Source organism: Streptomyces sp. NPDC013455 (genome assembly GCF_040632975.1).
In the GTDB taxonomy this organism is placed as follows: Bacteria; Actinomycetota; Actinomycetes; order Streptomycetales; family Streptomycetaceae; genus Streptomyces.
Window position 1 is genome coordinate 60,792 of the sequence record NZ_JBEYCX010000004.1, and the last position, 11,889, is coordinate 72,680.

9 protein-coding genes are annotated in these 11,889 nt (G+C 74.6%); 4 read left to right on the top strand and 5 right to left on the bottom strand.

Features of this window, described 5'->3' with window-relative positions; translation table 11 throughout:
* Positions 1 to 60 precede the first annotated feature (60 nt).
* Together ABZ576_RS08950 and ABZ576_RS08955 are read right to left on the bottom strand one after the other, a co-directional pair.
* Positions 61 to 2,121 (bottom strand): hypothetical protein, encoded by a 2,061-nt coding sequence (locus ABZ576_RS08950; protein WP_360737759.1) that lies wholly within the window; start codon positions 2,119 to 2,121, stop codon positions 61 to 63.
* A gap of 203 nt (positions 2,122 to 2,324) precedes the next feature.
* Positions 2,325 to 2,783 (bottom strand): NAD(P)H-dependent oxidoreductase, encoded by a 459-nt coding sequence (locus tag ABZ576_RS08955; RefSeq protein WP_360737761.1) that lies wholly within the window; start codon positions 2,781 to 2,783, stop codon positions 2,325 to 2,327.
* A 95-nt stretch (positions 2,784 to 2,878) separates the two neighbouring features.
* On the opposite strand from ABZ576_RS08955, the gene ABZ576_RS08960 reads away from it, so the two are divergent.
* Together ABZ576_RS08960 and ABZ576_RS08965 are read left to right on the top strand one after the other, a co-directional pair.
* Complete coding sequence (locus tag ABZ576_RS08960) at positions 2,879 to 3,520, top strand: class I SAM-dependent methyltransferase (protein ID WP_360737764.1); 642 nt, start codon at positions 2,879 to 2,881, stop codon at positions 3,518 to 3,520.
* A gap of 86 nt (positions 3,521 to 3,606) precedes the next feature.
* Complete coding sequence (locus tag ABZ576_RS08965) at positions 3,607 to 4,350, top strand: lipoprotein (protein ID WP_360737766.1); 744 nt, start codon at positions 3,607 to 3,609, stop codon at positions 4,348 to 4,350.
* Positions 4,351 to 4,369: 19 nt separating this feature from the next.
* Here ABZ576_RS08965 and ABZ576_RS08970 read toward each other — a convergent pair whose 3' ends face one another.
* Both ABZ576_RS08970 and ABZ576_RS08975 read right to left on the bottom strand, forming a co-directional pair.
* Positions 4,370 to 5,002 (bottom strand): GNAT family N-acetyltransferase, encoded by a 633-nt coding sequence (locus tag ABZ576_RS08970; protein ID WP_360737768.1) that lies wholly within the window; start codon positions 5,000 to 5,002, stop codon positions 4,370 to 4,372.
* Between the two features lie 238 nt (positions 5,003 to 5,240).
* Entirely contained in the window at positions 5,241 to 7,352 is a 2,112-nt protein-coding gene (locus ABZ576_RS08975; protein ID WP_360738379.1) for a DUF1996 domain-containing protein, read from the bottom strand.
* A gap of 700 nt (positions 7,353 to 8,052) precedes the next feature.
* Between ABZ576_RS08975 and ABZ576_RS08980 the strand changes: the two genes are divergently transcribed.
* Positions 8,053 to 9,042 (top strand): C40 family peptidase, encoded by a 990-nt coding sequence (locus tag ABZ576_RS08980; protein WP_360738381.1) that lies wholly within the window; start codon positions 8,053 to 8,055, stop codon positions 9,040 to 9,042.
* Positions 9,043 to 9,103: 61 nt separating this feature from the next.
* Here the strand turns inward: ABZ576_RS08980 and ABZ576_RS08985 are convergent, their stop codons facing one another.
* Complete coding sequence (locus ABZ576_RS08985; protein ID WP_360737770.1) at positions 9,104 to 10,147, bottom strand: alcohol dehydrogenase catalytic domain-containing protein; 1,044 nt, start codon at positions 10,145 to 10,147, stop codon at positions 9,104 to 9,106.
* A gap of 342 nt (positions 10,148 to 10,489) precedes the next feature.
* Here ABZ576_RS08985 and ABZ576_RS08990 point away from each other — a divergent pair, with 342 nt between their 5' ends.
* Positions 10,490 to 11,854, top strand: a complete 1,365-nt coding sequence (locus ABZ576_RS08990) for an FAD-dependent oxidoreductase (RefSeq protein ID WP_360737772.1) — start codon at positions 10,490 to 10,492, stop codon at positions 11,852 to 11,854.
* The last annotated feature ends 35 nt before the right edge of the window (positions 11,855 to 11,889 follow it).

Below are 11,889 nucleotides of genomic sequence, written 5' to 3' on the forward strand. Positions count from 1 at the left end.
TCTCCTGTCGTCTCGGTGTGCTCGGTGCCGGAGCCGGTGTGCCCGGTGCACGAGCGGGGTCTACTTGCCGATGCGCCGCGAGCCGAGGAGGGCGGCGGCGAGGACGGCGGGGATCAGCATCAGGAACAGCACGACGAGCAGGCCGAGCCCGGTCGGGCCGCCACCGGGCCGGACGAACCGGGCCAGGATGGAGGTGCCGGACGGCCGGCGGGGCGGGGTGCGGGGAGGCCGGGCCGGGGCACTGCTCGGGGCGGTGGACCGGCCGCCGGTGGACTGACCACCGGTCTGCCCGCCGACGGACTGCCCGCCGGTGGACTGACCACCGGTCTGCCCGCCGACGGACTGCCCGCCGGTGGACTGACCACCGGTCTGCCCGCCGGTGGACTGACCGCCCGTGGACTGACCGCCGGCCGCCTCGCCGCCCGTCGCCTGACCACCGGTCGCCCCGCCCCCGCCGGCGCCGCCTTGGCCGGCCGAGGCGCCCGCGGCGGCGCCGGCGGCACCCGCACCACCGCCGGTGGCCGCGGCTCCCGCCGCCGCTCCAGCCGCCCCCGCTGCGGCCGCCGCACCTCCAGCCACCGCACCTCCGGCCGCTGCCGCCCCGGCCGCCGCGGCTGCTCCCCCGGCCGCGGCGCCTCCCGCGGCCGCACCCGCAGCGGCACCGGCTCCGGCAGCGGCACCGGCTCCAGCTCCGGCACCGGCTCCAGCTCCGGGTACGGCACCCGCGCCCGCGCCCACACCAGCAGCGGCACCCGCCGCGACACCGACACCGGCTCCGGCCGCCACGCCCGCACCCGCCGCGACACCGGCTCCGCCCGCCGCCGCACCCGCACCCGCGCCCGCCGCCGCACCGGCGGCTGCCGCGGCACCGGCGGCTGCCGCGGCGCCCGGAGCCGCTGCCGCACCCGCGCCGGCAACTCCGGCTCCCGCGGCCGCGGCACCCGCCCCCGCGCCCGCCGCGGCACCGGCTGCCGCGCCCGCCGCCCCGGTGGTCGTACCCGCCGCAGTGCCGGGCACGGCCACGCCGGGCACGGGGGCGGGTACGCCAGGTGCGGGTACGCCCGGCGCGGGGGCGGCGGGCGGGGGCAGGGGTGGGGGCGGTGGGAACACGGCTCCGGGCGGCAGCGGCAGTACCGGCGGGGCGGGGGGCACGGCAGGCGGGGGAACCGGAGGGACTGGCACGGGAGGGGGAAGCGGCGGGGCCGGCGGTGGGGCGGGGACCGGCGGCACGGGCGCCGGGGGCGGGATCGGCGCGGGCGGGACCGGCGCGGGCGGGACCGGCGCGGGCGGGATGGGCGCGGGCGGGATCGGCGGGGGTGGAGGCGGGGGCGGGGGCGCGGGTAGCGGTGGGTGCAGCCAGAACATGCCGGTCGCACGGGCCTTCAGCAGCGGCGGCGGCTCCGGGCAGCCGTCCGGCCGGAGGGTTTTGATCCGGTCGCTTCCCGTCACGTGCCCCTCGCTGAGGTACTGGCCGGGGGGCCGCTGCACGGTCGCCACGCACCGCACCGATCCGCCGGGTTCCAGGCTCGGGACGTAGTCGCCGCCCACCGCGCAGACGATGGCGGGCGGCTGGAGCACCGGGTCGGTGAGGTGGAGGTCGAACACGGTCCGGTCACCGGTGTTGGTCACGTCGTAGAAGACGGTGGCCCGGTCCAGGGCGAAGGCCCGGCCCAGGGTTCCGGCGCCGGTGACGACGGTTTCGGTGAGTGACAGCCGTCCGCCGACGCCGGCGTACCCGGACCGGGCGACGGCCCGGGGCTCCACGCCGAGGGACGGGACGCGGCCGACGGCGGTGACGTCGGCGATCCAGGTGCCCGGGCGTGCGGTGGACCAGGCGGTACAGGTCGCCGACTCCAGTCCGCGGAGCATGGGAATGTGGTCGCCGCCCATGCAGCGGATCGCGGTGTCCGGCAGGCCGGGGTCGCTCACCCGCACGTCGTACAGGTCGGCCCCGCTGCGGTTGATCAGCCGGTACGCCTTCACCAGCGGGCGGCCGACGCGGATGCCGGGGTCGGTCGCCTCCGTGCCCGGCCTGGTGTCGACGGTGACCTCCAGGGCGAGCCCGTGGGTTCCCGCCCCGTCGGCGACGGCTCGGCCCACCGGTACCCCGGACACGGCCATGAGCAGGGGCAACACCGCGGGCAGACGGGGGCCGAGAGCCCGTCGACACCTCCCTAACAGTCCTATGAACACACAAAAAGGACTAACAGAGCGGCCCACGGGCGCGCTGCGGTCCACGCCGGTCACGGGGTGGGGTCACACGAAGATCACTCCGGTGGCCGCGCGAGGCCGGCGGGGCTCCGTGCCGCCGGACGCCGGGCAGCTCAGGCGTCGGGCATCAGGCCCGCCGCGACCGTCGCGCCGAGCTCCCAGCACGCCTGGGTGGCCGCCTTGTCCGGCGCGCCGGTGACGGTCACCGGCTCGGCCGCCCGGCGCCAGCCGAGTCCGGTGGTGACGGTCTCCACGGCACGGACGGCGCCGGTGACGTCGTTGCCGCCGTGGACGTAGAAGCCGAAGGGGCGGCCCCGGGTCTCGTCCAGGCAGGGGTAGTAGATCTGGTCGAAGAAGTGCTTGAGGGCGCCGGACATGTAGCCGAGGTTGGCGGGCGTGCCGAGCAGGTAGCCGTCGGCTTCGAGCACGTCGGAGGCGGTGGCGGACAGGGCCGCCCGCCGTACGACGCGGACGCCCTCGATCTCCGGTGTGGTGGCGCCCGACACGACGGCCTCGAACAGCGCCTGGCAGTGCGGCGAGGGGGTGTGATGGACGATCAGCAGGGTAGGCACAAGCGGCACCCTGCCGTGCGTCCGCCGCCCCTGGCAAACGGGCTCCGTGACGGCCCGGGCCGGGCGCCGCCGCAGGGAGGACGGGAGGAGTCGCCGTGACCGAGGAGGACCACCGGGCGCCGGCCGCGGTCGTGTTCGACGCGCTGGGCCTGGACTACGAGCAGGCGTTCGCCGGCTCCGCACCGCACCGGGAGTCGCTGCGCCGGCTGCTGGAACTGCTCCCGCCGGGCAGCCGGGTGCTGGACGTGGGCAGCGGCACCGGACGGCCGACCGCGCGGACACTGACCGAGGCCGGCCACCGCGTGCTCGGCGTCGACGTCTCCCCGGTCATGGTGGAGCTGGCCGCCCGGCAGGTGCCCGGGGCCGAGTTCCGGCTCGCCGACATCCGCGAGACGCCGCTGGATCCGGCTTCGTTCGACGCCGTGTGCGCGTACTTCTCGCTGCTGCAGATGTCCCGCGCCGAACAGACGGCCGTCGTGGCGAAGCTGGCCCGGGCGGTGCGGCCCGGCGGCCTGGTCGCCCTGGCGACGGTGCCGCTCGACGTGGAGGACGCCGAGGGCGTCTTCATGGGGCAGCCGGTGCGGGTGACGAGCTTCACCGCCGAGGCGTTCACCCGGCTGGTGACCGGAGCGGGCCTTGCCGTGCTCGCGCGGGAGCAGGCGCCGTTCACCCCGGCCCATCCCGAGGCGACGCCCGAACCCCATCTGTTCCTGCTGGCCCGGCGCGAGGCCGGATGACCCCGCGGCCGGTGCGCCGCCGTGCGTGCGGCATCGTCGAAAGCCCTCGGTTACAGTGACGGCTTCCAACCGAAGGGGAGACAGCTGTGCAGGTCGGGGTGGGGGCCGTAGGCGGCCGAGCGGTGGTCGCGGTGGCACTGGTGGCGGTGCTCGGCGGATGTGCGCAGTCGGGGGACGACGGCGGGAAGAAGTCCGCGCGCACCTCGGCGGGCGCGAAGGGCACGAGGGGTACGGACTCGGCCGGCAAGGAGGCGACGGGCAAGGGCTCGGCGGGCAAGGACGCCGCCGTCGCCACCGGGGGCACGATCGGCGCTGCCGGCTCCGCGTGCGAACTGCCCGTGAGCTTCCGCCTGGCCAAGCACTGGAAGGCCAAGCCGGTCGACGCGGAGAAGGAACTGGGCAAGGCGTCGAAGGGTGAGGACGGCGACCTGACCGGGGCGCTCGCCGAAGCCTTCCTCCGGCAGGGTCCGGTCACCACGGCCTGCGAGATCGACGCCAAGCCGGCCGGCAACATCGGCTTCCTGCGCGTGTGGACCGGCGAGCCCGGCGACGCGGACGCGGGCGGCGTGCTGCGCGCGTTCGTCGCCGCCGAGGACAACGTCAGCAAGGAGAAGTACCGTTCCTTCAAGACCGGCGGCGGGCTCGCCGCGGTGGAGGTGGAGTACCTCTACACCAGCAAGCTCCTCGAGGAGACGAAGAAGGAGAGCGCCTTCGCCGTCAGCACGCCCGAGGGCCCGGTCGTCCTGCACCTCGGCGGCATGGACACCGAGGAGCACGAGGAGATGCGGCCCGCGTACGACCTCGCCAAGCGGACCCTGAAGCTGGCCTGAGGGCCGCCGCGCGCCCCGTTCAGTCCCGGGCCGTGGTCCGGCCCAGGTAGGTGAGCGGGCCGGCGTCCGCGACCGGGACCGGGTGGAAGCCGACCCGGTCGTAGAAGGCTCGGGCGGCGGTGTTGGCGGTGACCATGCCCAGGTGGACCGCCTGGACGCCCTGTCCGCGCAGGGCGTCCAGGAAGGTGCGCATCAGACGGCGGCCGTACCCCCGCCCCTGCCAGCGCGGCAGCAGGTCGATGTGCAGGTGGGCGGGGTAGGCGGCGAGTTCGGGTACGAGCATCCGCTCCGGGTGGTGCAGGAGGCCGATCATCTCCTCGGTGGGCGTGCGGGGCGGGGCGGCGGGCGCGGGGTAGCGGCCGCTCAGCCGGGGGATCCACTCCCGCCGGAAGTCCGCGACGAAGCGCTCGGTGTCCGCGGTGCCGACGATGTATCCCACGGCCCGGCCCGTGCCGTCGTCCAGCACGAAGGCGAGGCCGGGGTCGAAGTGGCAGTACGGTTCGGCGAATATCGACGGCATGAGACCCGGGTCGGGGTAGATCGCCCGGGAGTCGCCTCCGAGGTGCGCGGTGCGGACGCACACGTCGGCCACGGCGGCGCGGTCGGTGGAACGGTAGGGCCGGATGACGGCGGCTTGGTCAACGGACGGCATGCACGCCATCCTCACTCACTTGGGAGCGCTCCCACAAGGGGGTGCCGCGGAGGCGCGGCACGGCGGCCACCCCTCGTCAAGGTGGCCGCCGTGAGTGGGCGGCGCCGGCACGGGACGGCGTGCGGCTCGCGGTTGGCAGCTCGCGGCTTGCGCTTGCGGCTTGCGCTTGCGGCTTGCGGCTTGCGCTTGCGGCCTACGCGGTCGGCACGCCGTGTGTGCGGCCGGCGTGTGCTCGTGGTCAGTAGCGCAGGCGCCTGGCGCGGAGCAGCATGAACAGTCCCGACAGGGCGAGCAGGGTGCCGAGGGCCGCGGGCCACAGGTGCGCCCCCGTCTCCGCCAGACCGCCCCCGGCCGCCCGGGGTTCGGTGCGCGCGGCCGCGGGCGGGGCGTACGCGGCGGCGGTTCCCCGGCCCGAGGCGGTGGAGTCGGACGCGGACGGGTCAGGTGTAGCGGCGGCGGGTGCGGAACGGGCCGGTGCTGCGGGTGCGGAGCGGGCCGGCGTGGACCGTGGTGCGGGGGAACCGGCCGGCGGGACCTCGGCGGCGTGCGTGTCGCGCTGGGTGGTCCGGGCCGGTGCGGTCGTCGCGTCGAGCCGTGGCGCGTCGCCGGAACGGGAAGCCGAGGCGGAGGGCGCGGGCAGGGAGGTGTCGCTCCCTCCGGGCTCCTCACCCCCGCCGGAACCGGAGTCCCCGCCCCCGCCGGAACCGGGCTCTTCGCCCCCGCCGGAACCGGGCTCTTCGCCGCCGCCGTCACCGGGCTGGGGGGCGGCGCTTCCGCCGGGCTCCTCGGCGGCGCCGCCACCGGGTTCCGTGGCCGTGCCCCGGCCCGGCTCCTTCTCGGCGCCGTCGCCGGGCGCGGGCGTCGCGCCGGATCCCGGGCTCGCCGTGGGCGTGGGCGTCGTACCGGAGTCGTCGGCGGTGGAACCGCAGGCGCGCCCGGAGTTGATGCAGTCGACCATCTCGCGCATCAGGTCCTCGTCGAAGACGTTGATGAAGTCGCCGTGGTCGGTGACGGGCTTGTGCAGCTGCTCGGGGAAGGAGTCCACCGCGAACAGGGGGACGGTGCGGCCGCCGTCCCGCAGGCTCGGTGCGGCCACGTCGTAGACGATGCGCTGCACCAGCTGCGGTATGGGCCGGAAGCCGGCCGGGCAGGAGCCGTCGGCGGCCGCGAAGGCCACATGGGTGCGGTGGTTGGCGCTGTCGATGTTGCGGCCGTCCCAGCAGCTCTGGAACCGGAAGGTGCGCACCACGTCACTGCCCGGCGGGCACAGCGGGTACTTGTCCTTCAGCTGGCGGTCCTCGTAACCGGTGCAGCTCCAGGACGCGTTGGCGTTGCCCGGTCCGTTGACGAACGCCTTGGCGTCGCCGGTGATGATGCGCAGCAGGCGCGGCATGGCGGTGATCTCGCCGCGCGGGTTCCCCACGAAGGTCAGCGTCACCTCCTCGGGCGTCACGATCCGGCCCGCGTTGCCCTCAGTACCGCCGCCCGGTGCCCCGGCGTCCCGCTCCTGGGTGCCGTTCTGCAGGCGCAGCACCGGCCAGTAGTACGAGGACTTGTCGCCCCGGTCCGCGCAGCTCGTGCCGGCCTCCGCCAGGTCGTCGTCGCTCGCGAAGGCGTTGTTGGCCTGGTTGCCGACGTAGTCGTGGAAGTGGTGGGCGCCGTTGGAGACGCCGGGGGCCACGATGACGTTGTCGGAGTTGAACAGGCCGCCCGCGTTGACCCCGCAGTCCGAGGTGAAGGTGCCGCGGGAGGCTCCGGCCTGCGGCGCGGCGGCCGGCGGTTCGGGCGGTACGGCGGTGATGTCCGCGTAGTCGGACACGACGGGTCCGTTGCCGCCCTGGCCCGCGCCGTTCTGCCCCTGGCCCGCGCCGTTCTGCCCCTGTCCGGTGCCGTTCTGCCCCTGGCCGTCGCCGCCGTCCGGGGTGCCGGTGGGGGGAGCCGTCTCGCCGGGGCGCAGGGTGCAGGCGGCCAGGGCGTCCAGGCCCTCGGGGCGCTTCCCCGCCCGGTCGATGGCGTCGGCGATCCGCCCGAGGGTCGCCGACCGCCGCTCCTTCAGCGGGTCCATGATCGTGGCGTCGGCGGAGCCGGTGTCCTGCCCTTGCCGTCCCGCCTCCCGCAGCTGCCGGTACGCCGCCGCGGTCTGCTGGTCCAGTTGGGCGAGTTCACGGTCGACGGCCGCGCGGGCGGCCTCGGGCACGGTCGTCAGCCGGTTGCCGACGTCGGGGCAGTCGATGGTCGCCATCCCGGTGGTGAGGACGCGTCCGGTGGAGTCGGCGCCGGATCCGTCACCCCAGTTCTCGCCGGCCGAGGCGTAGACGTTCGCCGCGACGAGTCCGGTCCCGCCCAGCATCAGGGCGACCGCTGCGAGGGTCGCGCGTCGTGCGCGGGTCGGGCGTCTGCGCCTGTTGCGTACCAAGGTCGTCCCCTGTGTCTGATCGCCGGTCGGGCATGGAGTTCCCCGGGCTCATACGGAGGGCGGAGCCGTTGTGTTCAACAGCTTCGCCGATTCACCGGGATCTCACAGGAAACTACGGCCTCCACACTTCTTCGGCCGAACACGACACCGAACATCGCACACAGGTATCGGACATTTCACCTCTCAACCTTCACACGAGGCACACACGTTGGCTAGGTTGACGCGAGGCCGCCCCCGTTCAGCCGGTGAGCCGCCCAACTGCCCCAGGGGGCAAGGAAGGAGCACGTCTTCCATGGCGCCGGAGAACCGCGACGAGGTGCGGCAGCGGATCGATTCCCTCTACGACCAGGCCGAGAACGCCACCGGAACCTTCAACGCCACCCGGGCGATGGCCGTCCGGAGGCGGTCACGCGGCGTTCCGCTGGCCAAGGCGGCCGGCCAGGGTGGCGATCCGGGACTCGACGAGGTCGCCCGGCAGTGGTTCGAGGGGGCGCGCGCCCGGCTCGGCCCGACCGTCCCCGCCGTCCTGCCGGCCGACCGGCTGCCCGGACGTCCGGCCGCACCGGCACCGGCGCTCCCCCGGCAACCGCATGGGGAGGGGACCGGCGCCCTCGCGGGCGGCGCCCGGGAGGTGTTGGAACCAGGCCCGTCCGGCCGCGGGCCACTGGCTCTGGAACGCCCCACCGATCGCGCGGCCGCCGAACTGCCGGCCGGGGGCCCGGTGGCCGCACTGCCCGCCGGGGGCCCGGTGGCCGCACTGCCCGCTGGAGGCGCGGTGGCCGCACTGCCGGGCGCGAGTGTGGTGGCCGAAGTGCCGGGCGGGGGTGCGGTGGCCGCACTGCCCGCCGGAGGCGCGGTGGCCGCACTGCCGGGCGGGAGCGCGGTGGAGGGATGGGCGGCTCAGGGCACGGTGGCCGGACTGCCCGCCCACAGCACGGCAGACGGATGGGTGACGCAGGGCGCGACGACCGGACTGCCCGCCCGCAGCGCAGTAGACGGTTGGGCGACCCGGGGCGCGCTGGCCGAACTGCCCGCCAGTGGCCCGGTAGACGGATGGGCGCCCCAAGGCGTGGTGGCCGGAGTGCCGGGGGCAGGTGTGATCGCCGAGCTGCCGGGTCGGAATGAGGTGAACGGGTGGCTGGACCTGGGTGGAACGGCTGTTCTGCCGGTCGCCGCGCCGTCGCCCGCTCCCGCCGAACCGGTCGTCGCACCCGGGCAGGCGACGACCACGCCGGCCGGCGCCCCGGGGCCCGAGGCGCTCTGGGCCCCGCGCGCCGCCAAGGCGATCGCGTTCGCCCGGGCGCAGATCGGGAAGCCGTGCGTGTGGGGTGCGACCGGGCCGGACTCGTACGACTGCGCCAGCCTGGTCCAGGCCGCGTGGAAGGCCGCCGGCGTCGAGCTGCCGCGCGCCGCGCACGAGCAGGCACTGTTCGGTGCCCCGGTCACGACGGCCGGAATCCAACCCGGTGATCTCGTCCTCTTCTTCGACGACGACCGGCATGTGGGCCTTCACATCGGCGGCGGCATGATGGTGCACGCTCCGGGACCGGGCTCGACCATCCGTGAGGAGTCGATCTACGGCGCCGGGGAGTCGGCCATCCACCGGATCGTCCGGCCGGCCTGACCCGGCTCGGCAAGGGACTGGACCGACGGCCCGCGGGCAGGAGCCGGCCGTCTGCCCGCGGTCAGGGCCTGACCAGGACCTTGAGCGTCTTGCGGTCGGCCATGTCCTGGTAGCCGGCCGGGACGCCGTCGAGATCGGTGGTGGCGTCGAAGACCTTCCCGGGCTCGATGGTGCCGTCGATGATGTCGGGCATCAGTCCCTCGATGTAGGCGCGGACCGGTGCGGGGCCGCCGGCGAGGCGTATGCCGTGGCGGAAGAGGCTGCCGAAGCCGATGGGTGCCTCGTCGTACTGGGGGACGCCGACGCGGCTGATGACGCCGCCGGGGCGGACGATGCCGAGGGCCTGCTCGTAGGCGGGCATGTTGCCGACGGCTTCCAGGACCACGTGGGAGCCGTGGCCGCCGGTGAGTTCGCGGACCGCTTCGATGCCCTCCTCACCACGGGCGGGGACGACGTCGGTGGCGCCGAACTCACGGCCGAGGTCGGCGCGGGCCTGGTGGCGGCCCATGAGGATCACCTGCTCCGCACCGAGCCGCTTGGCCGAGAGCACCGCCAGCAGGCCGACGGCCCCGTCGCCGATGACGGTGACGCGGGTGCGCTCGTCGACGCCGCCGGCCACGGCTGCGTGGTACCCGGTGCCGAAGACGTCCGAGAGGGTCAGCAGGGAGGGGATGAGGGCGGAGTCCGCGGCGACGGGCAGCTTGACCAGCGTGCCGTCGGCGAGGGGCACGCGGACCGCTTCGGCCTGGCCGCCCTCGTCCGGTTCGCCGTCCCAGAAGCCGGCCTGCGGGTGGGCGCAGGAGGTGTGCAGGTTCTCGCGGCAGAACTGGCAGGTGTTGTCGGAGATCGCGAACGGGGCGACGACCAGGTCGCCGGGCTTGACGGTGGTGACCTCCGAGCCGGTGTCCTCGACGACGCCGATGAACTCGTGTCCCATCCGTGCGGGACCGTCCTCGGGCTTCATCGAGCCGTACGGCCACAGGTCGCTGCCGCAGATGCAGGAGGCGGTGACGCGGACCAGGGCGTCGGTGGGCAGCTTGACGACGGAGTCCGGGACGTTCTCGACGCGGACGTCGCCGGCGCCGTACATGAGGGTTGCGCGCATGAGTGTTCTCCCGTGCGGTGATCGTGTGGTGCGGTGGGTGCCGGCCGGTGGTTCACGGGCGAGTGCGCGCCCTGCCCTGGCTCCAGCCTGCTCGGCGTGGGCGCCGACCGCATGTGGAGGGTCCGCCGGGCCCGGGCAGCACGGCGTCGCCGCGCCGCAGCCGCCGAGTGAAGTGCCGACCGGCCGGGCCGGAATGCCGTCGGTGCGCGGCATAAGCACTGCCTGGGCAAGTCATAAGACCGGCTTATGGGGTCATAGACCGGACCCCCGTACCAACTTAGGTGTGCCTTAGTTTAGGCTTCCTGATCAAGTCGCCCATTCGCGTTCGAAGGGAACCTGATCATGCCGCGCCCCCTGCGGGTAGCCATCGTCGGAGCCGGCCCCGCCGGGATCTACGCCGCCGACGCCCTGCTCAAGTCCGAGGTGGCCGCCGACCCCGGCGTGTCCATCGACCTCTTCGAGCGGATGCCCGCCCCGTTCGGCCTGATCCGCTACGGCGTCGCGCCCGACCACCCGCGCATCAAGGGCATCATCACCGCGCTGCACCAGGTGCTCGACAAGCCGCAGATCCGTCTGTTCGGCAACGTCGACTACCCGACCGACCTCAACCTGGACGACCTCCGCGCCTTCTACGACGCGGTGATCTTCTCCACCGGCGCCATGGCCGACCGCGAGCTGCCCGTACCCGGCATCGACCTGGACGGCTCCTACGGCGCCGCCGACTTCGTGTCCTGGTACGACGGCCACCCGGACGTGCCGCGCACCTGGCCGCTGGAGGCCGAGAAGGTCGCGGTGCTCGGCGTCGGCAACGTGGCCCTGGACGTCGCCCGCATCCTCGCCAAGACCGCCGACGAGCTGCTGCCGACCGAGATCCCGCCGAACGTCTACGACGGCCTGAAGGCCAACAAGGCCGTGGAGATCCACGTCTTCGGCCGCCGTGGCCCTGCGCAGGCCAAGTTCAGCCCGATGGAGCTGCGCGAGCTGGACCACTCCCCCACCATCGAGGTCATCGTCGATCCCGAGGACATCGACTACGACGAGGGCTCGATCGAGACGCGGCGCGGCAACAAGCAGGCCGACATGGTCGCCAAGACGCTGGAGAACTGGGCGATCCGGGACACCGGCGACCGCCCGCACAAGCTCTTCCTGCACTTCTTCGAGTCGCCCACCGAGATCCTCGGCGAGGACGGCAAGGTCGTCGGCCTGCGCACCGAGCGGACCGCCCTGGACGGCACCGGCAACGTCAAGGGCACCGGCGTCTACAAGGACTGGGACGTCACGGCGGTCTACCGCGCGGTCGGCTACCTCTCCGAGAAGCTGCCCAAGCTGCCCTGGGACATCGAGTCGGGCACCGTCCCGGACGAGGGCGGCCGGGTGATCGAGGAGGGCGGCACCCACCTGCGGTCCACCTACGTCACCGGCTGGATCCGGCGCGGCCCGGTCGGCCTCATCGGCCACACCAAGGGCGACGCCAACGAGACCGTGGCCAACCTGCTGGACGACTACGCCAACGGGCGGCTGCACACCCCGGACACGCCCGAGCCGGAGGCCGTGGACGCCTTCCTCGCCGAGCGCAACGTCCGCTTCACCACCTGGGAGGGCTGGTACAGGCTGGACGCCGCCGAGCGCGCCCTGGGTGAGCCGCAGGGCCGCGAGCGCGTGAAGATCGTCGAGCGTGAGGACATGCTGCGGGAGAGCGGGGCGTAACTCCCGCACCCGACAGGGTTCCAGGGGCCGGCGCC

Bases quoted from the DNA above. Each gene is read 5' to 3' on its own strand.
- ABZ576_RS08950 (WP_360737759.1), bottom strand. From the start codon at position 2,121: ATGGCCGTGTCCGGGGTACCGGTGGGCCGAGCCGTCGCCGACGGGGCG.
- ABZ576_RS08970 (WP_360737768.1), bottom strand. From the start codon at position 5,002: ATGCCGTCCGTTGACCAAGCCGCCGTCATCCGGCCCTACCGTTCCACC.
- ABZ576_RS08975 (WP_360738379.1), bottom strand. From the start codon at position 7,352: ATGCTGGGCGGGACCGGACTCGTCGCGGCGAACGTCTACGCCTCGGCC.
- ABZ576_RS08985 (WP_360737770.1), bottom strand. From the start codon at position 10,147: ATGCGCGCAACCCTCATGTACGGCGCCGGCGACGTCCGCGTCGAGAAC.
- ABZ576_RS08990 (WP_360737772.1), top strand. From the start codon at position 10,490: ATGCCGCGCCCCCTGCGGGTAGCCATCGTCGGAGCCGGCCCCGCCGGG.